Raw genomic sequence first — 25,011 nt, 5'->3', positions numbered from 1 at the left:
GTTTCTGTTTTTGGTTCAAAGTATTGTAAATTTTCCATAGCTGGATGGAAGGTTGAACAGGCCGAGAAATAAAGAAAGGAGGGAGTATCGCTGGACATTAGCTGATACTAATGACAATGTTGAGTTAACTAAAAAGATGGTGCTTCAAATGGTGGTTTCAAAACTTCAGGCGTTCAGGTGGGGGATCTAAAGGAAGAAATAGAACTTTCATTTTTTTACTCGAATGATTTGAAAACAGTGCCCATTTTGTACCTGAAATCAATATAAAACGGTGTAAATGGATGAAAGGAATGACATCAAGTGCATGAGATGACGGGGTTTTGAACAAGTGATAAGCTTTCACTTTATTGAGGGCCAAGTGGGTGTCGAAAAACCGATGGTTTCAAACTATTGGTTTTTTATAATGTTTTCATACTCATTGAAAATCACCTCATTAGGACAAACAGTTGTTACATAGCATTACCCAAGGGGTGATGCATTTTATGAAGGTAATAATCATCGAGGGACCGCAAGCTGACAAATGCATTAACGATTGCTATCATTATTTAATAAAACTTTATAGGAAGGAGATCCAGGGTGATAGCAATATATGTAAGGGTATCGACCGAGGAGCAAGCGATCAAGGGATCGAGCATCGACAGCCAGATCGAGGCCTGTATAAAGAAAGCAGGGACTAAGGATGTGCTGAAGTATGCCGATGAAGGATTTTCAGGAGAGCTTTTAGAACGTCCGGCTTTGAATCGCTTGAGGGAGGATGCGAGTAAAGGACTTATAAGTCAAGTTATTTGTTACGATCCTGACCGTCTTTCTCGGAAATTAATGAATCAGCTTATCATTGATGATGAACTCCGAAAGCGAAATATACCCTTGATTTTTGTTAATGGAGAATACGCCAATTCTCCAGAGGGTCAATTGTTTTTCGCAATGCGGGGGGCAATCTCAGAATTTGAAAAAGCCAAAATCAAAGAACGGACATCAAGCGGCCGACTTCAAAAAATGAAAAAAGGCATGATCATTAAAGATTCCAAGCTATATGGCTATAAATTTGTTAAAGAGAAAAGAACTCTTGAGATATTTGAAGAGGAAGCAAAAATTATTCGGATGATTTTCAATTACTTCACCGATCATAAAAGCCCTTTTTTCGGCAGAGTAAATGGTATTGCTCTACATTTAACTCAGATGGGGGTTAAAACAAAAAAAGGCGCCAAAGTATGGCACAGGCAGGTTGTTAGACAGATATTAATGAACTCTTCTTATAAGGGTGAACATAAGCAGTATAAATATGATACAGAGGGTTCCTATGTTTCAAAACAGGCAGGAAACAAATCTATAATTAAAATAAGACCTGAAGCAGAGCAAATCACTGTTTCAATTCCAGCAATAATCCCAGCCGAACAATGGGATTATGCTCAAGAACTCTTAGGTCAAAGTAAAAGAAAACACTTGAGTATCAGCCCTCACAATTACTTGTTATCGGGTTTGGTTAGATGCGGAAAATGCGGAAATACCATGACAGGGAAGAAAAGAAAATCACATGGTAAAGACTACTATGTATATACTTGCCGGAAAAATTATTCTGGCGCAAAGGATCGCGGCTGCGGAAAAGAAATGTCTGAGAATAAATTGAACCGGCATGTATGGGATGAAATTTTTAAATTCATCACAAATCCCCAAAAGTATGCTTCTTTTAAAGAGATTGAACAATCAAATCACCTGTCTGATGAATTAGAACTCATTCAAAAAGAGATAGAGAAAACAAAAAAAGGCCGCAAGCGTCTTTTAACGCTAATCAGCCTAAGCGATGACGATGATTTAGATATTGATGAAATCAAAGCACAAATTATTGAGCTGCAAAAAAAACAAAACCAGCTTACTGAAAAGTGTAACGAAATTCAATCAAAAATGAAAGTCCTGGATGATACAAGCTCAAGTGAAAATGCTCTAAAAAGAGCTATAGACTATTTTCAATCAATCGGTGCAGATAATTTAACCCTTGATGATAAAAAAACAATTGTTAACTTTATCGTGAAAGAAGTTACCGTTGTGGATTCTGACACTATATATATTGAAACGTATTAAAGAGGGTTATTGCCCTCTTTTTGTAATTGAAACCTCTGAAGTAGATCCAGACATCGAAGAAAACAGATAGCCAATCAAATTAGTAAGCGCCTTTCTAAATGGGCTTATGAAACTGGTGCACATTACATGTATCAACATTTATCCAAACAAACCATTCGGCAGTCGAGTATTCAAGTGCAGATTTCTTTATTGTGGATGCTTTTTATGTGTGAGAAATAGACTTGGGATGAAGATTATCGCAAGGACAATGGCGGATACTAAGAATCCGGCATGGTAACCTTTTAAGTCATTCGCAATCGTTGGTTGCAATCCTTGTATAGTAGTTGCGACAACAGTTGCGATAACAGCTGAACCAAAACTTGAACCAAGGTTTTCAATAATATTAATACCGACACCTGCTTCTGGAAGTTGTTTGCTGTCAAGTCCTGTATAAGCATCACTTGTTAACGGAAGCATAATTCCTCCAAAACTGGTCCCGCGGATGAATAATATGATAGAAATCCACATCATACTTGTTTTATCGGTGATAAAGATAAGCGGAATAGATCCGATAAGCGAAAGAACAAGACTGACCATAACCACGTATTTTGCACCGATCTTATCAATCATTTTTCCAATCATTGGCCGAGTAACGAGCATCCCAACTCCTTGAGGGATTAATGCAAGCGCAGCTTCGATTGCCGTGAAATGACGGAAGTTTTGAAAGAACAATGGAAGTATTAACATGGGTCCCATGACGGCAATATTCGCTAATAATAACCCGACGCTGGATGTTAAGAAGTTTTTGTGTGCAAACAAATTTATAGGGAGTACGGTTTGATTTTTTCTGATTCGATTATATACGATGTAAATTAAAGCTAAAGCGAGGCCGAAGCCCACCCATAGGATTGTTTCGCTATTGTTAAATGATGCATGGTCTGCTGCTTTTGTAATTCCGTATATCATTGCTGCACTCATTAAGGATAGATTGATAATTCCAAAAATATCAAGTTTACTATTTTTGTTGAATGGCTCAAAGTCTGGAAGAGTTTTCATCATCAGTGGTGCAGCAATCAAAACGATGAACACGTTGATGAAGAAAATCCAATGCCATGATGTAGCTTGAACGATGAAGCCCCCGATTACAGGTCCTAAGATTGGGCCCAAAATCATAGGTGTGCTGACGATAGCCATAACTTTTCCTATATTCTCTGGACCTGCTGTTTTAACCAAGAGTGTTGACATAAGTGGAGTAATAATCCCAGCGCTAAATCCTTGAAGCATACGGAATAAGATAAAGCTAGAAACATCCCAACTAATTCCAGCAAAAACAGAAGTTACACCAAAGGCAATGACTGCGCCGATTAAGATTTTCTTTCCATTAAATTTGTTCATAAGCCATCCGGATACTGGAACTGCAATAGCAAGAGCTAAAACATAACCTGTAATGGACCATTGAATGGTATCCAACGTCGTACTGAAATCCTTATTTAATTTGTCGATGGCAATGTTCACCATAGTTGAGTCAAGCATTGGGGCAATTGCTCCAAGTGCAATAGCCCAGGCAGCCATGAGGATTTCTTTTGGTAATCCTGGTTCCTTTACTTTGCCTTTTAACATATTATTCTCCTCTCAAAAGTTGTATTTTTGTTTCCTGGTCAACAAAAAATAACATAATTTTGTTTCCGCGTCAACAAAATAACGGTAATAAAAAGGCAGCCGAAACTCAATAGAGTTGGCTGCCTGTGGTTACATTTTCATTATTTAAATTTATTCCGACTTAATATCAACACCATGTTTTTTTATTTCTGCATCCAAATGTCTATTATACTTTTCCGCAAAGTTAATCATAAAATCAAATTGTTCCTCGGTTACCTGTTCAAATACTGCCTTATCACGCTCTAGAAACTCTTTATGCAGTTTATCATGGATTTTATAAATTTCTTTCCCTTGCTCGGTAAGCCTAAAATGAATTTCTTTCTTGTTATCTGGCTTCTGGTAGCTCTCGATTAAGCCTTTTTCTATGAGCTTTTTAGTCATTTTACTAATGGCGCCCCTCGTCATATAAAGGGACTCAGCAAGTTTTGTCACATTAGTATTTCCATGTTCAATGGATTCTATACAATGTACTTCAGAAGGCTTATACCCTTTAAGACAGACTTCCATCTTTGGCTTATTAAGCCAAGCCATCTTGTTAAACAAGTCCCTGAAATTCATTAGGAGCAGTTCTTTTTTGTTCATGGCGAGTCCTCCCACCCGTTGGTGCATCAGCAATAGTGTAATGGATTTTTGTTTCCGTTTCAATAATAAACCAAGAGAGGAGAAGAGATCACCGAATATATTTAAACGTATTAAAGAGGAGTATGCACCCCCCTTTTGTAATTACAATCTCATTTTCAATACACCTCGCAGCATACGTCGCCAGCTTTGTCCCTTTACCAGCGGAATAGCTTTCAATTCCTTTTATCAGCCCGATCGTTCCGATGGAGATTAAGTCCTCTGCATCCTCACCTGTATTTTCAAATTTTTTCACAATATGGGCGACCAAGCGAAGATTATGCTCAATCAGCATGTTCCTGGCATGTTCATCCCCTTTAGCCATGAGCTCTAAGTATTTTTTTTCCTCGCTGCTTGAGAGCGGTTGTGGAAAGGCATTGTTTTTCACGTAAGATACTAAAAAGACAAGCTCTTTAACAACAAAGCCGAGCGCTGCGAAAACACCTGTCACCATCGTCACCTCCACAAAAGTATGTAGGCAAAAGCCTATATGTAAATGTATGTGACCGGGAGGCTGTCTGTGTCTGTACCGGGAAATTTCTCGCGGGGGAGTCCGGCTTTTGTAAGCAGCATACTAACTTCAAATGTTAAAAATAATCTTTATCAAGCGCCCATACATTGAAATGAACAAAGGTATGGGGGGATGGGAATGAAAAAATGGATGGCAGGCCTGTTTCTTGCTGCAGCAGTTCTTCTTTGTTTAATGGTTCCGCAGCAGATCCAAGGCGCATCTTCGTATGACAAAGTGTTATATTTTCCGCTGTCTCGTTATCCGGAAACCGGCAGTCATATTAGGGATGCGATTGCAGAGGCACATCCAGATATTTGTACCATTGACAGAGATGGAGCAGACAAAAGGCGGGAGGAATCTTTAAAGGGAATCCCGACCAAGCCGGGCTATGACCGGGATGAGTGGCCGATGGCGGTCTGCGAGGAAGGCGGCGCAGGGGCTGATGTCCGATATGTGACGCCTTCTGATAATCGCGGCGCCGGCTCGTGGGTAGGGAATCAAATGAGCAGCTACCCTGACGGCACCAGAGTGCTGTTTATTGTGCAGTAATAAAGAAGAGGCTCTTTCTTGAGCCTCTGTTGTTACAATCCTTCGCCGAGCTGAATTTTCGGGGGATAGGTTTCTGCTTTTCGCCAATATTGGCGTGTGCCTTCGTCCCGTACAACGATGCCCAGCTGTGCCAGTTCGAGACGGAATTCTTCAATATCGTCTTTTTCTTCGTCCTGCAGTGCTTTGTGACGAGCTTTTAATAAGGCATGGGCGCCTTGCGATAGGTCTGGTGCATCAGGAATCCATCGGCGAAATTGATCTTTAAACGGATCACCATCTGTTGCCCATTCGTAATGATGCTGTCTAAAGGCCTTCTCAACGTTTACTGGTTTTTCATCAATTTCTTCCCGTACCAATTCATATCCGGCTGTTCCCAGGAGGACAAGCCGTTTGTGATCCATAAATACAAGAGCGATGTCATCGGAATGAATTGTTTGCACTTTTTTTCCTTTGATGAATTCCACTGTGTGATCTGTAATTTTGACAGACAGCAGCATTGCAATAACAGAATGAGCGAACCAAATCCCCGCACACATACCGAGAAGAGCAGTGATAAATGAAGCTGTAGATCCCTGAAAAGAGGTAATGAGCCGAAGTGGTCCTTCAAGAGGGATCCAGGGGAGGGATAATGCCCATTTCGCAATCTGCGGAATAAAATACCCGATTGCAAAACCGATGATTGCAAGTGCAGCGTATAAAAAGAATACAGCGGTTTTCGTAACTCCGATAAGAGTATGAGATTGATTCTGCAACATGTCACCTTCTTTTTACTAAAAAAATCGAATACCTTCCCATATTTTAACTTAAACTGATGGTAAATCAAGGATAAAGTGATAATTATGGATATAAAGAGATTCAGTAATAGAACTGGCAGGCACAGTCAGTCATGAAAAATAAAATTTACATGCGCAGACGATGTAAGCCCCATTTGTTTTCTGCGTATCACAATACAATCCAAAGGGAACATAAAGAGTAAAGGCTTTTTAGACAATCAGGAGGAACAGATATGAAAATTGGATTAATCGGCTTAGGGAAAATGGGCATAAACATAGGAAAGCAATTCATTGACCGCAATCATCAAGCGGTTGGATATGATGTAAATCAAGCGGCTGTTGATGAACTGAAAGCATACGGGGCTGAGGGGACAACGAATCTTAAAGAGTTCATTTCTTTATTAGACCCGCCGCGTATCCTATGGGTTATGGTACCGCATGGCATTGTCGATGCTGTTTTGCGTGATGTATCACCTTTATTAAGTAAAGGCGATATGATTATCGAAGCTGGAAACTCTCATTATAAAGAATCAATTCGCCGCTACAATCAAATGAAAGAAGCGGGTATCCATTATCTCGATGCCGGAACGTCGGGCGGAATGGAAGGCGCACGGCATGGAGCCTGTTTTATGGTGGGGGGCGACCATGAAGCATGGGAGATTGTGGAACCGCTTTTTCGTGATACTGCCGTCGAAAATGGTTATCTATACGCTGGTGAAGCGGGAAGCGGACATTTTTTAAAAATGATCCATAATGGAATTGAGTATGGAATGATGGCCGCGATTGGTGAAGGATTCGAAGTGCTTGAAAACAGCCAATTTGATTTTGACTACGAGAAGGTTGCCAGAGTGTGGAATCATGGTTCTGTCATTCGTTCTTGGCTTATGGGACTGACTGAGCGAGCTTTCGCTAAGGATGCGAAACTGGATCAGATCAAGGGCATTATGCATTCCTCAGGTGAAGGAAAATGGACGGTGGAAACCGCGCTTGATCTGCAGACGGCAACGCCGGTCATCGCCATGTCACTAATGATGAGATACCGTTCTTTAACAGACGATACGTTTACAGGAAAGGTGGTTGCTGCGCTTCGAAATGAATTTGGAGGCCATGCGACAGAAAAAAAGTAAGGGGGCTAACAAGCCTCCTTATTTTTTTGGCACCTTCAGAAGATGAGGGAACTTTTTATAAATGACCAGCATGATGATCAGAATATATGTACCGTAAATGCTGATAGACAATAATTTATTGCTGGTGAAATTGGCACCTGCAATAGTGACAACAATAATATTGGGGATTTTCCCTATTAAAGAAGCAAAGAAAAAAACATGCCAGCGAACCTGGCTCAGACCGCAGATCACATTCATTATAAGGGAAGGTATGACAGGTATCAGCCTTCCTAATAAAACAGCGGTAAAAGCGTTTTTGTTGAAGGAAGCCTCGTAGCTTTGTATGGCAGGATAGGCCTGAACTTTTTTTCTGGCCCAATCTCTAAAACTGTACCTGGCGAGAAAAAACAGCAATATTGTACCAAGCATTGAGCCGGTCAGTGTAATCCAAATTCCATTTGCAGTCCCGAACACTGCGCCATTTAAAGCAGCAATCAAAGCAAACGGCACTATTGGGAAAAAAACATCGGCAGCAATCAGCAGCATACTAAATAAAACGGAAAACATCCCTCCTGCTTTGATTGCATCAAGCCAAGCTTCTTTCTGAAAAAAACCAACTGAAATGATAGCGATAATCACAAGTATACCTATTACTTTTTTTAACATGTCTATGGTCACTCCCAACTTAGGTGATGTCAGGAGTCAAAACCTCCGTCATCTAAATTAGTATAACTGGTGCCATTTCAGCGGTTCAACTGAAAACCAGGTTGAGAACACAATTCTTTTTAACCTTATAAAAAAGGCTGTCCATCTCTCTGTTTTCTGCATTCTTATTAATAGGGAGGGATAGAAATGGTAACCATAAAAAAGGATTTTATACCGGTATCAAATGATAATCGTCCTGGCTATGCGATGACGCCTGCTTATATTACGGTGCATAATACAGCGAATACAGCAAAAGGCGCTGATGCGAAAATGCACGCCAATTTTGTGAAAAACCCGAGCACATCCGAAAGCTGGCATTTTACAGTTGACGATTCAGTCATTTATCAGCATCTCCCGATAGATGAAAACGGCTGGCATGCGGGAGACGGTACAAACGGGACAGGAAACCGCAAATCGATCGGGATTGAAATCTGCGAAAATGCTGATGGCGATTTTGAAAAAGCAACATCAAATGCCCAGTGGCTGATCAGAAAGCTGATGAAGGAAAACAATATTCCGTTACATCGTGTTGTTCCCCACAAAAAATGGTCTGGGAAAGAATGTCCGCGGAAACTCTTGAACCACTGGAACTCTTTTATAAACGGAATTTCTTCCTCGGATACACCTCCAAAAGAACCTTCACCATCATATCCTCTGCCGTCTGGGGTTATAAAGCTCACTTCGCCTTATCGAAAGGGCACAAACATTCTCCAGCTGCAAAAGGCTTTAGCTGCACTTCACTTTTACCCTGATAAGGGAGCCAAAAACAATGGCATAGATGGAGTTTACGGACCGAAAACAGCGAATGCCGTCAAGCGTTTTCAGCTCATGAACGGATTAACTGCAGACGGGATTTATGGGCCAAAAACAAAGGCCAAGCTTAAATCGAAGTTAAAGTAAATGCAGGATTTAACGGATAACCTGTTTCCAGTGCGGATTCAGGTTATTTTCTTTTCTTTGGTTTGTGTGTTTTTCAGATTGGAAAGAAGGGAATTTTAAAAAATCATCAGCTGCGCCGCAATGAAAGCAGAATGATATTCACTGAGGGGGACACGTTAACTATAGGAAAAAACAGTGATAGCGAAAAACTCTTCATTGAACGAAGAGAAACAGAGGTATAACATTAAGGTGAGGCTTTTGGGGGTGTAAAGATGAAACATTTTATCATCCTTTTCCTTCTGCTGTTTGTTACAGCAGGATGCGAGGGAAGGGGATACGAAGACGTTGTAGCATTTGGTGACAGCAATACGCGTGGCTCTAATTGGGATTATCGCGATTATCCAAAAGCACAGCAGTGGGTCAATATATTAAAAACAGCTGAGCGCGGTAACCTTGATATACTCAATGCGGGAATCGGCGGACAGACGACAGAGGATGCCCGTCTCCGATTTCAGACAGATGTGCTGGATCAAAAACCGAAGTATTTGTTTATTATGTTCGGCACCAATGACGCTGCCATACTGACTGAGGGGAAACCGAGAGTGTCGAAGCAGCGTTTTAGAGAAAATCTGGTTTATTTTATTGAAGAAAGCAGAAAACACGGGATCAAGCCAATCTTAATGACGTGTATCCCAATTATAGAAGGTAATGGGAAGCATCATTTGTTTTACTATTCCAGATATCAAGCAGCTGCTTTTGAACCAAAAGGCGGAGCAAGGAAATGGCACAACTCATATAACGATATTACAAGAGATGTGTCGAAGCGCCTGGATGTCCCTCTTGTAGATAACTGGAAGCATTTTATAGAAGCAGACGGCGGAAAAGCAACTGATGAAGCGCTTATCCAATCTGGTCTTATAGATCCTTCTGGAAATCATATGACACCTAAAGGGGCAAGGATCGTATATGAAGGAATACAAGATGGGCAGATCCTGCAGCGTTGAGCCGGACAACCGCCTAGTCCGATTTATTTCTCCTACATAGGCTGTTATAAAACCTTATTAAGGAGGCGCTTCACATGTATGGCGCAGGCAGAGCATATGGATACGCTTTTATTGTTGTTTTAGTTGTTGTTCTCCTTGTTGTGGGCGGCATATACTGGTTAGCATAATAACCGGCCCTTTAAAACACCTCTTTTTAGGGGTGTTTTTTGCTGAAAATAGTAGTAAAGCGCGCAGCCAAAGTGATATAATATCAGTCATCTGAGTAAAAAAAGGAAATACGCCCGGAAAAAATAGACAAATTCCTATTAAGAAGATACGGAAATAATATGTCCGAGCGATCTTCTTTTTATTTCGTTTTCAATTAACTCGATAAAGTCACGGTTTAAATTCATTTCGGTGGCTTTGAAATAAGATTCTATTAGTAATTCATCAGACAGTTTTCTCATGCTAGGAACCCAATTAATGGGAGAGGCACCTCCTTAAAAGTTGGAATCATTCATGATTTTAACGCATACAATGATAAGTTGCGTTCATCTGAGGTTGAAGTTATCTTTAATCTACCATGAAATGCATATAAGAACAATCGTTCTGTTATCCACACCAAAAAGTGGATAACTTGTGAGTATCGTGTTTATAATTTGTCTAAAGAGTGATGTAATAAGAGTGGATAGTGTGTGTAAATTTATCCACACCTGGTGAAGAAACCCAATTTTTGTCGAAATTTTTTTGCTCAGTTTTTCTTTAGGCGCAAGTTCGATTTTTTTCGACAATCATTTTGAAAGAAAGAAAAAGGGAAGGGTGCGGGTTTTGTTAAAAAAGTTTTTTTTACCTGACGAGTTTGTAAAAAATATTTTTCATATTACACCTGAGAAATTAAAGGAACGAAATGTAAAAGGGATTATTACTGACCTGGATAATACGCTTGTTGAATGGGACAGGCCGAACGCGACGCCGCGATTGATCGAGTGGTTTGAAGAAATGAAGGAACACGGCATTAAAGTGACAATTGTCTCTAATAATAACGAAAGAAGAGTGAAACTTTTCTCAGAACCGCTTGGAATCCCATTCATCTATAAAGCAAGAAAACCGATGGGTAAAGCCTTTAATAGAGCGGTGCGTAATATGGAGCTGAAAAAAGAGGACTGCGTTGTCATCGGAGACCAGCTGCTGACCGATGTGCTCGGGGGAAACCGAAACGGCTACCATACGATTTTGGTCGTGCCAGTCGCTTCCTCTGACGGATTCATTACGCGCTTTAACCGCCAGGTCGAACGCAGAATACTGAGTGCTCTCAAACGAAAAGGGCACATTCAGTGGGAGGAGTAAGAAATGGAAAAGGTTGTTTGTATCGGGTGCGGAGTTACGATCCAAACCGAGGACAAAACAGGTTTGGGGTACGCGCCGCCTGCATCACTTACGAAAGAAAATGTGATTTGCCAGCGTTGCTTCAGACTGAAAAACTATAATGAAATACAAGATGTCTCCTTAACTGATGATGATTTTTTGAACATTCTTCACGGTATTGGAGAAACGGACTCTCTTGTCGTAAAAATTGTTGATATTTTTGATTTTAACGGCAGCTGGATTAATGGGCTGCAGCGCTTGGTGGGGGGAAACCCTATCTTATTAGTTGGCAATAAAGCGGATATTTTGCCTAAGTCACTGAAAAGAGAGCGTCTGATCCAATGGATGAAGCGTGAAGCGAAAGAGCTTGGCTTAAAACCGGTTGACGTATTTTTGGTCAGTGCGGGACGCGGCCAGGGAATAAGAGAAGTAATTGACGCGATTGAGCATTACCGCAACGGAAAAGACGTCTATGTTGTCGGATGTACAAATGTAGGAAAGTCAACCTTTATTAACCGGATTATTAAAGAAGTGTCAGGTGAAGAAGATATTATTACAACATCCCAATTTCCTGGCACAACCCTTGATGCGATTGAAATCCCGCTGGATGACGGTTCATCGCTTTATGATACACCGGGAATTATCAACAACCATCAAATGGCGCATTATGTCAATAAAAAGGATCTGAAAATATTATCTCCTAAAAAGGAGCTGAAGCCTCGCACATTCCAGCTTAATGATCAGCAAACACTGTATTTTGGCGGACTTGCAAGGTTTGATTATGTGTCTGGGGAAAGATCTCCTTTTATTTGCTATATGCCGAATGAGCTGATGATTCATAGAACAAAACTTGAAAATGCAGACGCGCTTTATGAAAAGCATGCAGGGGAATTGCTCACACCTCCGGGTAAAGATGAAATGGATGAGTTTCCTGAATTGGTCGCCCATACGTTTACGATAAAAGACAAAAAGACAGATATCGTTTTCTCTGGGTTAGGCTGGGTTACTGTCCATGACGCCGATAAAAAGGTAACTGCATACGCGCCAAAAGGCGTTCATGTATTTGTTCGGCGTTCATTAATTTAAGAAAAGGGGAGAGGAGTATGAAAAAGCTGTACGGGGTTATCGGAAATCCGATTGGCCATTCTATGTCACCTGATATTCATAACGCATCATTGAAAGACCTCGGGCTTGACGGACATTATCATGCCTTCAAGGTAGAAGAGAATGATCTGGAGGATGCGGTAAAAGGAATAAGAGCTCTAGGCGTACAAGGAATCAATGTGACTGTTCCGCACAAGGTTTCCATTATGGATTATCTGGATCATATTGATGAGAGTGCAAAATTGCTCGGTGCCGTAAACACGGTCAGAAGAGAGGGAGATAAGCTTGTCGGATACAATACCGATGGGGAAGGCTTCGTGAAGTCATTAATGAAGGTATTAGACAAGCCCATCTCTGAACTGTCATTCTTAATGATCGGCGCTGGCGGAGCGGCGAGAGCCATTTTTACAACAATTGTCCGAAATACCCCGAAAAAATTTGACATTTGCAACCGGACGTTAGAAAAAGCAAAGCGGCTTACAGAAGCTACTCCCTCGTTTCACAATAAAGAAGTATTAAGCATAAAAGAAGCAGAAGAACGTCTTGAGCAGTATGATGTTATCATCCATACAACGTCTGTGGGCATGTATCCGAACGTGGACGATGTGCCGCTTTCATTACAGCGTGCCGCGAGCAGTGCCGTCGTATGTGATATCGTGTATAATCCAATACAGACGGCCCTTTTAAAGGAAGCAAGCCAAAAAGGCTTGAAAACACTCGACGGTGTGGGCATGTTTGTTGAACAGGCAGTATTGTCTTTCCAATTGTGGACTGGACAAGAGCCTGATATTGAAAAAATGAGATCCATTGTAATAGGAAAATTAGGAGGAACAGAATGTTAACAGGTAAACAAAAACGTTTTTTGCGTTCAAAAGCGCATCATTTAACGCCGATTTTTCAAGTAGGTAAAGGCGGAGTAAACGACAACATGATTAAACAAATTGCTGAGGCGCTTGAAGCGAGAGAGCTGATTAAAGTCAGCGTGCTTCAGAATTGCGAAGAGGATAAAAACGATGTAGCGGAAGCTCTTGTAAAAGGAAGCCGCTCTCAATTGGTGCAGACAATCGGCAATACGATTGTGTTATATAAGGAATCAAAGGAAAATAAACAAATCGAGCTTCCTTAAAGGTGGTTGAAATGAAGAAAATCGGAATTTTCGGAGGCACGTTTGACCCTCCGCATAATGGTCACCTCTTAATGGCGAATGAGGTGCTGTACCAGGCGGGGCTTGATGAAATTTGGTTTATGCCTAATCAAATTCCGCCGCATAAACAGAACGAAGACTATACCGACAGCTTTCATCGCGTGGAAATGCTAAAGCTTGCAATTCAATCTAATCCGTCCTTTAAGCTGGAGCTTGTTGAAATGGAAAGAGAAGGGCCATCATATACCTTTGATACCGTTTCTTTACTGAAGCAGCGTTATCCAAATGATCAGCTGTTCTTTATTATCGGCGCTGATATGATTGAATATTTGCCGAAATGGTATAAGCTGGACGAGCTGCTGAACCTCATTCAATTTATTGGAGTAAAGCGCCCCGGTTTTCATGTTGAAACCCCTTATCCGCTTCTCTTTGCAGACGTTCCGGAATTTGAGGTATCATCAACTATGATAAGGGAACGGTTTAAAAGCAAGAAGCCCACTGACTACTTAATCCCTGATAAAGTGAAGAAGTATGTAGAGGAGAATGGTTTATATGAATCGTGAGGAGGCACTTGCATGCGTGAAGCAGCAATTGACCGAACACCGATATATCCATACGGTTGGCGTGATGAACACGGCGATCGAACTTGCGGAGCGTTTTGGAGCCGATTCTAAAAAAGCGGAAACAGCGGCAATCTTTCATGATTACGCCAAATTCCGCCCGAAAGAAGAAATGAAACAAATTATTGCGCGTGAAAAAATGCCTGCGCATTTATTGGATCATAATCCGGAGCTCTGGCACGCTCCGGTCGGCGCTTATTTGGTCCAAAGAGAGGCAGGGGTTCAAGATGAAGACATTCTTGACGCCATTAGGTATCATACCTCAGGGCGCCCCGGCATGACACTTTTAGAAAAAGTCATTTACGTTGCCGATTACATTGAGCCAAACCGGGCATTTCCCGGTGTCGATGAGGTGCGTAAGCTTGCTGAGACAGATTTGAATCAAGCGCTGATTCAGTCCATTAAAAATACAATGGTTTTTCTTATGAAAAAAAATCAACCGGTTTTTCCAGACACATTTTTAACGTATAACTGGCTTGTGTCTGGCAGCTGAACAGGAGGAATTTGTGAATGAACCAAAAGTCCATTTTAAAGATCGCAGCTGCGGCTTGCGATGATAAACGGGCAGAGGATATTTTAGCACTGGATATGGAAGGTATTTCTCTGGTTGCTGATTATTTTCTGATCTGCCACGGAAATTCAGATAAACAGGTACAGGCGATTGCCCGTGAAATCAAGGATCAGGCTGATGAAAACGGCATTCAAGTCAAAAAGATGGAAGGCTTTGATGAAGCAAGATGGGTTCTCGTTGATCTAGGCGATGTAATTGTCCATGTCTTCCACAAGGATGAAAGAAGCTACTACAACCTTGAAAAGCTGTGGGGAGACGCTCCGCTCGCAGATCTTGATCTTGGAATGAATCAATGATTTATCAAGGCTTTGCAAGCGTGTATGACGAGTTAATGTCACACGCGCCTTACGATCAATGGACAAAATGGATTGAAGCATCCCTCCCGGAAAAAGGCCGTATTCTCGATCTAGCATGCGGCACGGGGGAAATCTCCATCCGGCTTGCCGAAAAAGGCTTCGAGGTTACAGGCATCGATCTCAGCGAAGAGATGCTTTCTTTCGCCCAGCAAAAGGTATCGAGTAGCCAGCCTATTTTATTTCTTCAGCAGGATATGAGAGAGATCACCGGCTTTGACGGTCAGTTTGACGCTGTTGTGATATGCTGTGACTCATTAAATTATTTAAAAACAAAAAATGATGTGATCGAAACCTTTAAAAGTGTATTTCGGGTATTAAAGCCTGAAGGCATTTTGCTGTTTGATGTTCATTCATCTTTTAAAATTGCGGAAGTCTTTCCGGATAGCACATTTGCTAACCAGGACGAAGATATCAGCTATATTTGGCAGAGCTTTGCCGGAAGTGACGAGCTTTCTGTCATTCATGATATGTCGTTTTTTGTGTGGAACGGAGAAGCGTATGATCGTTTTGATGAGACACACGAGCAAAGAACGTTCCCGGTGGAAGAATACGAAGAAATGCTTAAGAACTGCGGCTTTCAGCTCCATCACGTGACAGCTGATTTTACGGATTCCGAGCCATCAGCACAATCAGAACGCCTCTTTTTCAAGGCGCAGAAATCAAAAACCATCGTTTCTTAAAACGATGGTTTTTTAAAATGCTTTTTTATGCTTTTGCAGTACAGACGAAGGTATGACATACTCGTCTACACATGAAACTGCTTTTTCACTGCGGAAATATCCTCCTCGTACTTCATATGAGTATTTTGAAATACCCGGTGAAACATATCCTGCACACCGCTTTCCAGCGCTTTAATGCCTTCTCCTGTTACACCGCCTTTAACGCAAACCTTTTCCTGTAATGCAGGCAGGGTATACAATTCGGTTTCTAACAGTTTTCCCATTCCGACAAGCATTTCCTTACACATCAAAATCGCGTCCTGTTTAGACACTGATGTTTCCGAAACAGCTGCATCTATAAACCGCTGAATCAGATAGCTCATAAAAGCAGGGCCGCAGCTTACGATGTCTGATGCAACCCTCGTGATGTCACTTTCAATTTGCAGCGGATGAGAGATATGCTGCATCAGCTCATTGATTTTCGCTTTTGCAGATTCGCTGCAGCTTGTGCCGAAAGTGACGAGAGAAACACCTGCCAGCGCTCTGTTCGTAATACTTGGGATCACTCGCGCCACTTGACACGGCACATATTGTTCGAGCTGTTCGGTTTGAACGGGGCTTGTAATTGAAATGAGAATATGATCTTTTCTTAAATAAGGTAACGCTCTTGCCAGTAAAGGATATATATCAAGCGGCTTAACACAAATAAAAATCATCTCGTTCTCAGAAACGAGCTTTTCGAGACTTTCGGTAACGTTTATGCTGTGGTAGCGGTTTTTTATGTGTAACGCTTTTTCAATTGTGCGGTTTGTGATTGTCATGTTTGAGGGATCGGCCGCTTTTGATTCAATAAATGATTCGATAAGGATCGTACCCATATTTCCTGTGCCGATAAAGCCTATCTTCAATGGTTTCCCCTCCTTTGAGCTATTATCCTCTAAACCATATGTGTTATGAAAATAAAATATGACGAAAGCGGGGAACATGCACGATGAATTGGTTGAATCAGCATAAGAAAGCAATTATTTTAGCGGCTTCTGCGGCTGTTTTCACAGCAATTATGATCTTTCTGGCCACAGGGAAAAATAAAGAGCCGGTGAAGCAAGCTGTACCAACAGAGGCAGAAAATACAGTGGTAAAGCAGGAAGCAAACAACGACGAGTCAAACGAAACAATTGTGATAGACATCAAAGGTGCTGTTCAGCATCCTGGCGTTTATGAAATGCGAACAGGGGACAGAGTATCTCAGGCAATTGAGAAAGCGGGCGGGACCAGTGAACAAGCAGACGAAGTGCAAGTAAATTTGGCGGAGATTCTGCAGGACGGGATAGTGGTGTACATCCCGAAAAAGGGAGAGGAAACAGCAGTGCAGCAAGGTGGCGGAGTGTCTGTCCAAAGCGATGGAGGGAAGGGAGCGCTGGTGAATATCAATACAGCAACCTTAGAGGAGTTACAAGGCATCTCAGGGGTGGGGCCATCCAAAGCTGAAGCTATTATTGCATATCGGGAAGAAAACGGTCGTTTCCAAACAATTGAAGATATCACTAAGGTTTCAGGAATAGGTGAAAAGTCATTTGAGAAAATAAAGTCTTCCATTACAGTAAAGTGATTTGACGGTCATGCATTATGATAGGTAAACTAAAGGTCAGGCAATACAACATTTGGAGGGAACAACGTGGAACGAATTTCATGGAATCAATACTTTATGGCTCAAAGCCATTTATTGGCGCTGCGCAGCACATGTCCGAGATTATCTGTCGGCGCTACTATAGTCAGAGACAAACGCATGATAGCAGGAGGCTACAACGGGTCAATCGCGGGCGGCGTACATTGTGCAGATGAAGGATGCTTAATGATAGATGATCATTGTGCAAGAACGATTCACGCTGAAATGAATGCGATTCTTCAATGCTCTAAGTTTGGGGTGCCGACTGATGGAGCGGAGATTTATGTGACGCATTATCCGTGCATTCAATGCTGCAAATCTATTATTCAAGCTGGTATCAAAACGGTTTATTATGCTGAGGATTACAAAACACATCCGTATGCGCAGGAATTATTTGAACAGGCGGGTGTAACTGTTGAACAGGTTGAACTCGATGAAATGATCGTTGATCTGAAAAACAGAGAAAAGCTTTCATTTGTAGCGGGTCTTATAGGGAAATTGGCCGATGCCGGTTTAGCGGAGGAAGAATTGAAAAAGATACATGAACAGGCGAATACACTTTTCACGAGCTACGTGTTATGAATGCGTAATTCGCGTTTGTTATTGCCTATGGCGGCAGCTTCGGCAACGGTTGGAATTACTGCCGCCGCTTATTTCCCCGCTATTTTTCTTTTCATCCTCTTTCTCCTCATCATTTTAATCAAAACGAGGCACGCTTTTCTTATTATTGTTTGTTTCTTCTCTTTTATATTGTTTTTTGTACTGTATGCAGTCACAGATTCTCAGAATGTCTCTTCCTATCGGCAGGGAACCTATCAATTCAAGGCAGTGATTGCCACTATTCCCAAAATTGACGGCGACCGTATGTCTATGATGGTTAAGACACCTGATAAGGAAAAATGGGCTGCTGCGTATCGCATTCAGTCTGCTGGTGAAAAAGAACAGCTGTTATACATAGAACCAGGAATGTCATGTGAGTTGACTGGTACATTGGAAGAACCGAAACACGCAACTGTGCCGGGTGCATTTGATTATAACGAGTATCTTTATCGGCAGCATATTCATTGGAACTACTCTGTCACGTCTATCCAAAACTGCAGCGAACCTGAAAATTTCAAGTACAAGGTGCTCAGCTTGAGAAAACATATCATATCATTCACAAACAGCCTGCTGCCTCCTGATTCGGCAGGAATTGTACAGGCACTTACAGTCGGTGACAGATTTTATGTGGAGGATGAAGTGCTTACCGCGTATCAAAAGCTTGGTGTTGTCCATCTCTTGGCAATATCAGGACTCCACGTGGGGATTTTGACAGCAGGTTTGTTTTATATCATGATCCGCCTTGGTATAACAAGAGAAAAGGCGTCAATTCTGTTGCTGTTATTTCTGCCGCTCTATGTGATGTTGACCGGCGCTGCTCCTTCAGTGCTACGCGCCGCTCTCATGTCGGGTGTTTACTTAGCTGGAAGTCTTGTCAAATGGCGTGTCCACTCTGCAACTGCAATTTGCCTTTCATACATCGTCCTTCTGCTCTTCAATCCTTATCATCTCTTTGAAGCCGGTTTTCAGCTATCGTTCGCCGTCAGTTTTTCTTTAATTCTATCCTCTTCTATTTTTCAGCAGGTTAAAACCTCCTTGGGGCAGCTGACAATTGTATCACTCATCGCTCAGCTGGGCTCGCTTCCGATTCTTCTATATCATTTTCATCAGTTTTCTATCATCAGCGTACCGATGAATATGTTGATGGTACCATTTTATACCTTCTGTATTTTGCCGGGAGCTGTAGCAGGTGTTCTTCTATTAAGTCTTTCCGCTTCGTTTGGGAGATTGTTTTTCAGCTGGTTTGATTTATTGATAAGCTGGACCAATAGGTTAATCACAAAAATTGCAGATGTTGATGTGTTCACGATTATGATCGCACATCCTGCACCTGTTCTGCTTTTTTTATTCACGGTCACGATCATCCTATTGCTTATGGCGATTGAAAAACGCTCCTTGTCGCAGTTGATGGTAACCGGCGGCATTTGCTGCACAGTGCTGTTTCTGCTCTTTATATATCCGTGTCTTAGTTCCGAAGGAGAAGTGGATATGATAGATATTGGACAGGGTGACAGCATGTTTGTAGGTGCTCCGCATCAGCGGGGTCGTGTCTTAATTGATACCGGCGGCACTTTGTCTTACTCGTCAGAGCCTTGGCGCGAAAAACAGCATCCGTTTTCACTGGGGGAAAAGATGCTGATTCCGTTTTTAACTGCTAAGGGAATCAAACAGCTTGACGCTTTAATTCTGACGCACGCTGACCAAGATCATATCGGAGAGGCGGAGACTCTGCTGAAGCATCATAAAGTAAAGCGCCTCGTGATTCCGAAAGGGTTTGTTTCTGAACCTAAAGATGAGAAAGTGCTGCAGACAGCCAGAGAAGAGGGAGTGACAATTGAAGAGGTGAAGCGAGGCGATGTATTGCAAATAAAGGATTTGCAGTTCCATGTACTGTCACCTGAAGCACCTGATCCGGCAAGCAAAAATAATTCATCTCTCGTTCTGTGGATGGAGACGGGCGTTCTGAGCTGGATCTTGACGGGTGATCTGGAGAAAGAAGGGGAACAGGAGGTGATGGACGTGTTTCCAAATATTAAAGCAGATGTCTTAAAGGTGGGGCACCATGGGAGCAAAGGCTCTACCGGTGAAGAATTCATCCAACAGCTTCAGCCGAAAACGGCCATTATCTCAGCCGGGAAAAACAATCGGTACCATCATCCTCATCAAGAAGTTCTGCAACTATTACAGAGACATTCTATCCGCGTGCTGCGAACAGATCAAAACGGAACGATCCAATATAGATACAAAAACAGAGTTGGAACCTTTTCTGTCTATCCTCCATATGATACATCAGATATAACAGAGACGAACTAAAAAAGACTGCCGAGAAATCAGCAGCCCGGGCAGTCGCTGTTATGAACCAACTAGGTGAATAACCGTTGCCATGACAAACAAGAAGGCGAAAAATCCGAAGGACACAACAAAACCAACAGCTGAATCTACAGCATCATTTCGTTTGCTTTGAACGTTTTTTTCAAAATCATTCAACTTTATCCCTCCTGACTGACTTAAGTATAATGGAATTGTTTTGAAAAATCTAGAAGCTAAGGTAACGTTTTCTGTTCTGGTGATTATCGCCTTTTTACAAGCTGTCCCGGGGGCTTGCGAACAGGCGTTTAATATAAATGGGGAAGCAGCAGTCAGGCTTCCTCTTTACTATTTTCCAAACTCAATTTAGGATAGAAGGGGATGATGAAAGAGAGGAAGTCGTACAACAATGGTATTTGATGTGTGGAAAAGCCTGAAAAAAGGAGATGTCCATCCAGTTTATTGTTTATACGGAAAAGAGACATATCTGCTGCAAGAAACCGTCAGCAGGATCAGACAGACGGTCGTTGATCAGGAGACAAAGGATTTCAATCTGTCCGTTTTTGATCTGGAAGAGGACCCGCTGGATCAAGCGATTGCAGATGCTGAAACGTTTCCGTTTATGGGGGAGCGGCGTCTTGTCATTGTGAAAAATCCATATTTTTTAACAGGTGAAAAGAAAAAAGAAAAAATTGAGCACAACGTCAGTGCGCTTGAATCATATATACAATCACCTGCGCCTTACACAGTCTTTGTCCTGCTTGCTCCGTATGAAAAGCTTGATGAGCGGAAAAAGCTGACGAAAGCGTTAAAGAAGCACGCGTTTATGATGGAGGCGAAGGAATTAAATGCAAAGGAAACGACAGACTTTACTGTCAACCTTGCAAAAACAGAGCAGAAAACAATCGGTACGGAAGCGGCGGAGCATTTGGTTCTGCTTGTGAACGGGCATCTGTCATCGATTTTTCAGGAGATTCAAAAGCTCTGCACGTTTATTGGAGATCGTGAAGAAATTACGCTGGATGATGTAAAAATGCTTGTTGCTAGAAGCCTTGAACAAAATATTTTTGAGCTGATCAATAAAATCGTCAACCGAAAACGAACAGAGAGTCTGCAAATTTTTTATGATTTGCTTAAACAAAATGAAGAACCGATCAAAATTATGGCGCTTATTTCGAACCAGTTCCGGCTGATTCTGCAGACAAAGTACTTCGCGGAACAGGGATACGGACAAAAACAAATCGCTTCTAATCTAAAAGTTCACCCATTTCGGGTAAAGCTGGCGATGGATCAAGCAAGGCTTTTTTCAGAGGAGGAGCTCCGTTCAATTATTGAACAGCTTGCTGTCATGGACTATGAGATGAAAACCGGGAAAAAGGACAAGCAGCTCCTGCTCGAACTGTTCCTTTTACAGCTGTTAAAAAGAAATGAAAAAAACGATCCCCATTATTGAGGATCGTTTTTATATTATGCAGAAAGTCCGTTCACTTTTTTCGCTAGTCTTGATTTGTATCGAGCTGCGGTATTTTTGTGTACAAGACCTGTTTTCACTGCTTTATCAATACGTTTAGCTGCTTCAGTAAGAGCAGTTTTCGCTTTGTCAGCTTCGTTGTTGGCAACAGAAGCTTCAACTTGTTTGATTGCAGTACGCATAGCAGATTTGATTGTCGCGTTATGAACGCGGCGTTCGTTGTTTGTTTTTGTACGTTTAATCGCTGATTTAATGTTTGGCATGTGTTTCACCTCCTAAGATACAACCTGTAGCACAGTGTCTTAAGGTTAAATCTTCTTCACAATAGAACAAATTGTATTCTATCAAACACACCTTTAGATTGCAATATAAATGTAAAGTATTTTTCATTGAAGGTTCTCTTTTTAGCATGATTCATTCAGCAAATGGCAACAATATAGGTACTTAATGTGAAGGAGGCCCCTGTATGAAAAAAAGTGAGCTAGATGTGAATCAGTATTTGATACGTACCGATTTGGCAGTGGAAACGAAGGAAGCAATGGCCAATCAGCAGGCTGTGCCGACAAAAGAAATTAAAGGCTTTATTGAAAAAGAGTGTGATCACGGCGGCATTAAAATCCGCACAGTTGATGTTACAAAGGAAGGCGCAGAGCTTTCGGGAAAAAAAGAAGGGCGCTATTTAACGCTTGAAGCACAGGGAATCAGGGAGAATGATTCGGAAATGCAGGAGAAGGTCTCTGCTGTCTTTGCAGAGGAATTCTCAGCTTTTCTTGAAAACCTTAATATCTCAAAAGATGCGAGCTGTTTGATCGTTGGGCTCGGCAACTGGAACGTGACACCTGATGCGCTTGGACCGATGGCAGTAGAAAATCTGTTGGTAACAAGGCACTTGTTTAAGCTTCAGCCGGAAAACGTACAGGAGGGTTACAGGCCTGTCAGTGCTTTTGCACCGGGTGTAATGGGGATAACAGGAATCGAAACAAGTGACATTATTAAAGGTGTGATTGAGCAATCGAAGCCTGATTTTGTCATCGCCATTGATGCGTTGGCGGCGCGGGCGGTGGAAAGGGTCAACACAACCATTCAAATATCGGATACAGGCATTCACCCGGGATCTGGAGTGGGGAATAAACGAAAAGATTTAAGCAAAGACACGCTTGGTGTTCCGGTGATTGCTATCGGTGTTCCGACAGTAGTTGATGCCGTGACAATTGCCAGCGACACGGTGGACTACATATTAAAACATTTTGGCAGAGAAATGAAGGATAACAGGCCATCAAGATCGCTTGTTCCGGCAGGCATGACGTTTGGGAAAAAGAAAGTGCTCACTGAAGAAGATCTTCCCGATCAAAAGCAGCGCCAATCGTTCCTAGGGATTGTCGGAACCCTTCAAGAAGATGAAAAACGGCAGCTCATTCACGAGGTGCTTTCGCCTTTAGGACACAACTTAATGGTTACGCCGAAGGAAGTCGATTCATTTATCGACGATATGGCAAATGTTTTAGCGAACGGACTAAACACAGCGCTTCATGAAAAAGTGTCACAAGAAAACAAAGGCTCCTACAATCACTAAACAGTTCTACTTCCTCTAGCTTGTTCATAGAGTAATTACTAGACAAGCGCTGGAGGGATTCAATGAGAAATAAACGCAGAAACAGACAGATTGTTGTTGCGGTAAATGGAGGGAAAGCGATAAAAGCCATCTTTCTATTTATCGTAAGCCTTATCGTGATTTTTGTTCTATCCGGTGTGCTGACGTCTCTCCGGCCGGAACTTAGGCCGTCGTCTGACTCTTTTTATGGGATTGCTGAAGAATTGCCGGGTGACGTATTTGCACATTTGCTGCGGATGGAAAACCATTATTTCGCTTCTGACCTCTCTCAAACCGACAGCTCATTTCATCTTTCTCGTCTTTCTTTAAAGCTGGCGACGAGCATTAACCTCGAAGATCCGCGGAGCTTTCTCGGTCGGGAGCTGCCAGGGTTTGCACAATTTGATACCGAGATTTTGTTAGCTGGACAAGGAACCGATTATACGAATATGCCTGCGGAATCGCCGCCGCCGTCTAAGGTGATGGAGGAAGAAAGGGAAGCGAATTTGGCAGAGATTGAAAAACAGCAAACGCAATCAGATAATGCGCAAAAAGATCCGCCCAAACAAACAACAGGTGATAAAAAGGTCGTGTTTATCTATCACACGCACAATACGGAATCATATCTCCCTCTATTAAAAGGTGAGACCGATCCTGACATGGCGCGCCATTCTAAAGCCAACGTCACGCTTGTAGGAGATATGTTCGGACAAGCGCTTGAATCCCAAGGCATCGGAGCCACAGTGAATAAAACCGATATACAATCAAAATTGAATAAAAAAGGCTTAAACTATGCCAGGTCCTATGATGAATCAAGGCCGGTTGTGAAAGACGCCCTCGCTTCAAACAAAAATCTGCAATATATCATTGACATCCACAGAGACTCACGGCGCAAAAAAGACACAACCGCAACGATTAAAGGGAAAAGCTATGCCAGGGTAGCCTTTGTCGTCGGGAAAAAAAGCAAAAACTTCGAAGAAAACTATAAAATTGCGAGTGAGCTTCATAAACTGATGGAGAAAAAATACCCCGGACTTAGCACAGGTGTCTTTTCCAAAGGCTCGCCAGGCGATAATGGTGTTTACAATCAGGATTTAACCGATAGAGCGCTTTTGCTCGAGTTTGGCGGAGTAGATAATAATCTCGAAGAGCTGCAGCGTGCGGCTAACGCGGCCGCGGACGTATTCAGCGAAATGTACTGGGATGCTGAAAAGGTCAACGCAGCGAGCGGGGAGACGAAAAAACAATAAGAAATAGGTGGTTGATTTGATTGCATACTTTGGAAAATGCTTACTGCTTATCACGATCATGTTTTTAGGCGTACTGTTCGGCATGCAGCAGGCAAACAACGGGATGCTGAGTATGAAAGGCTATCATGACCCTTCACTGAAGGGGGCGTTTACGCTCACCGACGGAAAAGATAATGAAAAAGAAGCCTCAATCCTAGGAGAAACAGTCACGGCAAAAGATTTAGAAGAAAAACAAAAAGAGCTGGAAAAGGTGGAGACATTCAATATGTTTTCAAAAGCCGGAAAAGCGCTTTCGGACACCGTAACCAATACTGCCCAGTCAATGTATGAATGGATACGGGATATGAATCAATAAGTACGTGAAAGAGAAAAGCAGCCCAGATATGATAGGGAACTTTTCTCTTTCTTGTTTTACATTGAATCTTTACAATCCTATTGATATAATCTAAGCTAGTGTATTTTGCGT

General features: G+C 42.1%; 29 protein-coding genes and 2 pseudogenes. 22 read left to right on the top strand and 9 right to left on the bottom strand.

Annotated features, from left to right (window positions below; genetic code table 11):
- Positions 1 to 482: 482 nt before the first annotated feature.
- Positions 483 to 661, top strand: a pseudogene (locus NST79_RS13425) (hypothetical protein).
- On the top strand, positions 619 to 2,079 hold the full coding sequence (gene spoIVCA / locus NST79_RS13420) for a site-specific DNA recombinase SpoIVCA (RefSeq protein WP_277737219.1): 1,461 nt from the start codon (positions 619 to 621) through the stop codon (positions 2,077 to 2,079). Before NST79_RS13425 ends, spoIVCA begins: the two are co-directional and overlap by 43 nt.
- A gap of 186 nt (positions 2,080 to 2,265) precedes the next feature.
- Here spoIVCA and NST79_RS13415 read toward each other — a convergent pair whose 3' ends face one another.
- From NST79_RS13415 to NST79_RS13405, 3 genes and pseudogenes are all read right to left on the bottom strand, one after another.
- Complete coding sequence (locus NST79_RS13415; RefSeq protein WP_116316519.1) at positions 2,266 to 3,678, bottom strand: MDR family MFS transporter; 1,413 nt, start codon at positions 3,676 to 3,678, stop codon at positions 2,266 to 2,268.
- Between the two features lie 150 nt (positions 3,679 to 3,828).
- A complete protein-coding gene (locus NST79_RS13410; RefSeq protein ID WP_033884465.1) occupies positions 3,829 to 4,299 on the bottom strand; it encodes a MarR family transcriptional regulator in 471 nt (156 codons plus the stop codon).
- Between the two features lie 139 nt (positions 4,300 to 4,438).
- Positions 4,439 to 4,789 (bottom strand): annotated as a pseudogene (locus NST79_RS13405) (sigma-70 family RNA polymerase sigma factor); the annotation flags it as partial.
- Positions 4,790 to 4,984: 195 nt separating this feature from the next.
- On the opposite strand from NST79_RS13405, the gene nucB reads away from it, so the two are divergent.
- Entirely contained in the window at positions 4,985 to 5,395 is a 411-nt protein-coding gene (nucB, locus tag NST79_RS13400; protein ID WP_212060327.1) for a NucA/NucB deoxyribonuclease domain-containing protein, read from the top strand.
- Between the two features lie 32 nt (positions 5,396 to 5,427).
- Here nucB and NST79_RS13395 read toward each other — a convergent pair whose 3' ends face one another.
- On the bottom strand, positions 5,428 to 6,150 hold the full coding sequence (locus tag NST79_RS13395) for a hypothetical protein (RefSeq protein WP_010886572.1): 723 nt from the start codon (positions 6,148 to 6,150) through the stop codon (positions 5,428 to 5,430).
- A 251-nt stretch (positions 6,151 to 6,401) separates the two neighbouring features.
- On the opposite strand from NST79_RS13395, the gene gnd reads away from it, so the two are divergent.
- On the top strand, positions 6,402 to 7,295 hold the full coding sequence (gene gnd, locus NST79_RS13390; protein WP_038429331.1) for a phosphogluconate dehydrogenase (NAD(+)-dependent, decarboxylating): 894 nt from the start codon (positions 6,402 to 6,404) through the stop codon (positions 7,293 to 7,295).
- An 18-nt stretch (positions 7,296 to 7,313) separates the two neighbouring features.
- Here the strand turns inward: gnd and NST79_RS13385 are convergent, their stop codons facing one another.
- Positions 7,314 to 7,940: a TVP38/TMEM64 family protein gene (locus NST79_RS13385; protein ID WP_033884461.1), complete on the bottom strand. Its 627-nt coding sequence runs from the start codon at positions 7,938 to 7,940 to the stop codon at positions 7,314 to 7,316.
- 186 nt (positions 7,941 to 8,126) lie between these two features.
- Between NST79_RS13385 and cwlH the strand changes: the two genes are divergently transcribed.
- Together cwlH and NST79_RS13375 are read left to right on the top strand one after the other, a co-directional pair.
- Positions 8,127 to 8,879 (top strand): N-acetylmuramoyl-L-alanine amidase CwlH, encoded by a 753-nt coding sequence (gene cwlH, locus NST79_RS13380; protein WP_032722147.1) that lies wholly within the window; start codon positions 8,127 to 8,129, stop codon positions 8,877 to 8,879.
- A gap of 251 nt (positions 8,880 to 9,130) precedes the next feature.
- The gene (locus tag NST79_RS13375) at positions 9,131 to 9,862 is read left to right on the top strand and encodes an SGNH/GDSL hydrolase family protein (RefSeq protein ID WP_003229964.1); all 732 of its coding nucleotides are present in this window, start codon (positions 9,131 to 9,133) and stop codon (positions 9,860 to 9,862) included.
- 305 nt (positions 9,863 to 10,167) lie between these two features.
- Here NST79_RS13375 and NST79_RS13370 read toward each other — a convergent pair whose 3' ends face one another.
- Positions 10,168 to 10,308, bottom strand: a complete 141-nt coding sequence (locus NST79_RS13370) for a sporulation histidine kinase inhibitor Sda (RefSeq protein WP_003226124.1) — start codon at positions 10,306 to 10,308, stop codon at positions 10,168 to 10,170.
- A gap of 361 nt (positions 10,309 to 10,669) precedes the next feature.
- On the opposite strand from NST79_RS13370, the gene NST79_RS13365 reads away from it, so the two are divergent.
- The 8 genes from NST79_RS13365 to NST79_RS13330 are packed head-to-tail and all read left to right on the top strand — an operon-like array spanning position 10,670 to position 15,681.
- Positions 10,670 to 11,188 carry a YqeG family HAD IIIA-type phosphatase gene (locus tag NST79_RS13365; RefSeq protein ID WP_003226126.1) on the top strand — a complete coding sequence of 173 codons (519 nt, stop codon included), beginning with the start codon at positions 10,670 to 10,672 and terminating at the stop codon, positions 11,186 to 11,188.
- 3 nt (positions 11,189 to 11,191) lie between these two features.
- Positions 11,192 to 12,292, top strand: a complete 1,101-nt coding sequence (gene yqeH, locus NST79_RS13360) for a ribosome biogenesis GTPase YqeH (protein ID WP_003229966.1) — start codon at positions 11,192 to 11,194, stop codon at positions 12,290 to 12,292.
- A 17-nt stretch (positions 12,293 to 12,309) separates the two neighbouring features.
- Positions 12,310 to 13,152: a shikimate dehydrogenase gene (aroE, locus tag NST79_RS13355; RefSeq protein WP_212060328.1), complete on the top strand. Its 843-nt coding sequence runs from the start codon at positions 12,310 to 12,312 to the stop codon at positions 13,150 to 13,152.
- Complete coding sequence (yhbY, locus tag NST79_RS13350) at positions 13,146 to 13,436, top strand: ribosome assembly RNA-binding protein YhbY (protein ID WP_003226133.1); 291 nt, start codon at positions 13,146 to 13,148, stop codon at positions 13,434 to 13,436. Before aroE ends, yhbY begins: the two co-directional genes overlap by 7 nt.
- Before the next feature lie 11 nt (positions 13,437 to 13,447).
- Positions 13,448 to 14,017, top strand: a complete 570-nt coding sequence (locus NST79_RS13345) for a nicotinate-nucleotide adenylyltransferase (protein ID WP_004398676.1) — start codon at positions 13,448 to 13,450, stop codon at positions 14,015 to 14,017.
- Positions 14,007 to 14,567, top strand: coding sequence for a bis(5'-nucleosyl)-tetraphosphatase (symmetrical) YqeK (yqeK, locus tag NST79_RS13340; RefSeq protein WP_014480316.1), 561 nt, complete (start codon positions 14,007 to 14,009; stop codon positions 14,565 to 14,567). The genes NST79_RS13345 and yqeK overlap by 11 nt, the downstream gene beginning before the upstream one ends.
- Before the next feature lie 17 nt (positions 14,568 to 14,584).
- On the top strand, positions 14,585 to 14,941 hold the full coding sequence (rsfS, locus tag NST79_RS13335; protein WP_014480315.1) for a ribosome silencing factor: 357 nt from the start codon (positions 14,585 to 14,587) through the stop codon (positions 14,939 to 14,941).
- Positions 14,938 to 15,681: a class I SAM-dependent methyltransferase gene (locus tag NST79_RS13330; protein ID WP_042976537.1), complete on the top strand. Its 744-nt coding sequence runs from the start codon at positions 14,938 to 14,940 to the stop codon at positions 15,679 to 15,681. Before rsfS ends, NST79_RS13330 begins: the two co-directional genes overlap by 4 nt.
- Before the next feature lie 65 nt (positions 15,682 to 15,746).
- On the opposite strand, the gene comER is transcribed toward NST79_RS13330, so the two are convergent.
- On the bottom strand, positions 15,747 to 16,568 hold the full coding sequence (gene comER / locus NST79_RS13325) for a late competence protein ComER (protein ID WP_041850030.1): 822 nt from the start codon (positions 16,566 to 16,568) through the stop codon (positions 15,747 to 15,749).
- An 83-nt stretch (positions 16,569 to 16,651) separates the two neighbouring features.
- Here comER and comEA point away from each other — a divergent pair, with 83 nt between their 5' ends.
- The 3 genes from comEA (at position 16,652) to NST79_RS13310 (ending at position 20,239) form a co-directional block, all read left to right on the top strand.
- The gene (comEA, locus tag NST79_RS13320) at positions 16,652 to 17,269 is read left to right on the top strand and encodes a competence protein ComEA (protein ID WP_041850029.1); all 618 of its coding nucleotides are present in this window, start codon (positions 16,652 to 16,654) and stop codon (positions 17,267 to 17,269) included.
- 66 nt (positions 17,270 to 17,335) lie between these two features.
- On the top strand, positions 17,336 to 17,908 hold the full coding sequence (locus NST79_RS13315; protein ID WP_212060334.1) for a ComE operon protein 2: 573 nt from the start codon (positions 17,336 to 17,338) through the stop codon (positions 17,906 to 17,908).
- Positions 17,909 to 20,239 carry a DNA internalization-related competence protein ComEC/Rec2 gene (locus NST79_RS13310; RefSeq protein WP_041850028.1) on the top strand — a complete coding sequence of 777 codons (2,331 nt, stop codon included), beginning with the start codon at positions 17,909 to 17,911 and terminating at the stop codon, positions 20,237 to 20,239.
- Positions 20,240 to 20,278: 39 nt separating this feature from the next.
- Here the strand turns inward: NST79_RS13310 and NST79_RS13305 are convergent, their stop codons facing one another.
- Positions 20,279 to 20,413, bottom strand: a complete 135-nt coding sequence (locus NST79_RS13305; RefSeq protein WP_003229983.1) for a YqzM family protein — start codon at positions 20,411 to 20,413, stop codon at positions 20,279 to 20,281.
- Between the two features lie 40 nt (positions 20,414 to 20,453).
- On the opposite strand from NST79_RS13305, the gene NST79_RS13300 reads away from it, so the two are divergent.
- Together NST79_RS13300 and holA are read left to right on the top strand one after the other, a co-directional pair.
- Positions 20,454 to 20,603, top strand: a complete 150-nt coding sequence (locus NST79_RS13300; protein WP_120363468.1) for a hypothetical protein — start codon at positions 20,454 to 20,456, stop codon at positions 20,601 to 20,603.
- Between the two features lie 39 nt (positions 20,604 to 20,642).
- Positions 20,643 to 21,686 (top strand): DNA polymerase III subunit delta, encoded by a 1,044-nt coding sequence (gene holA / locus NST79_RS13295; RefSeq protein WP_029317888.1) that lies wholly within the window; start codon positions 20,643 to 20,645, stop codon positions 21,684 to 21,686.
- A gap of 14 nt (positions 21,687 to 21,700) precedes the next feature.
- Here the strand turns inward: holA and rpsT are convergent, their stop codons facing one another.
- Positions 21,701 to 21,967 (bottom strand): 30S ribosomal protein S20, encoded by a 267-nt coding sequence (gene rpsT, locus NST79_RS13290; RefSeq protein ID WP_003229989.1) that lies wholly within the window; start codon positions 21,965 to 21,967, stop codon positions 21,701 to 21,703.
- Between the two features lie 203 nt (positions 21,968 to 22,170).
- Here rpsT and gpr point away from each other — a divergent pair, with 203 nt between their 5' ends.
- The 3 genes from gpr (at position 22,171) to NST79_RS13275 (ending at position 24,900) form a co-directional block, all read left to right on the top strand.
- Positions 22,171 to 23,277 (top strand): GPR endopeptidase, encoded by a 1,107-nt coding sequence (gene gpr, locus NST79_RS13285; protein WP_212060336.1) that lies wholly within the window; start codon positions 22,171 to 22,173, stop codon positions 23,275 to 23,277.
- Positions 23,278 to 23,339: 62 nt separating this feature from the next.
- Positions 23,340 to 24,545 (top strand): spore autolysin SpoIIP, encoded by a 1,206-nt coding sequence (gene spoIIP / locus NST79_RS13280; RefSeq protein WP_038429323.1) that lies wholly within the window; start codon positions 23,340 to 23,342, stop codon positions 24,543 to 24,545.
- A 16-nt stretch (positions 24,546 to 24,561) separates the two neighbouring features.
- Positions 24,562 to 24,900 (top strand): YqxA family protein, encoded by a 339-nt coding sequence (locus NST79_RS13275; protein ID WP_038429322.1) that lies wholly within the window; start codon positions 24,562 to 24,564, stop codon positions 24,898 to 24,900.
- Positions 24,901 to 25,011 lie beyond the last annotated feature (111 nt).

The organism is Bacillus sp. PS196 (assembly GCF_037963555.1).
Taxonomy (GTDB): Bacteria; Bacillota; Bacilli; order Bacillales; family Bacillaceae; genus Bacillus; species Bacillus subtilis.
The sequence above is the reverse complement of the archived record's forward strand: the minus strand, read 5'-3'. Positions and strand labels throughout refer to the sequence as shown.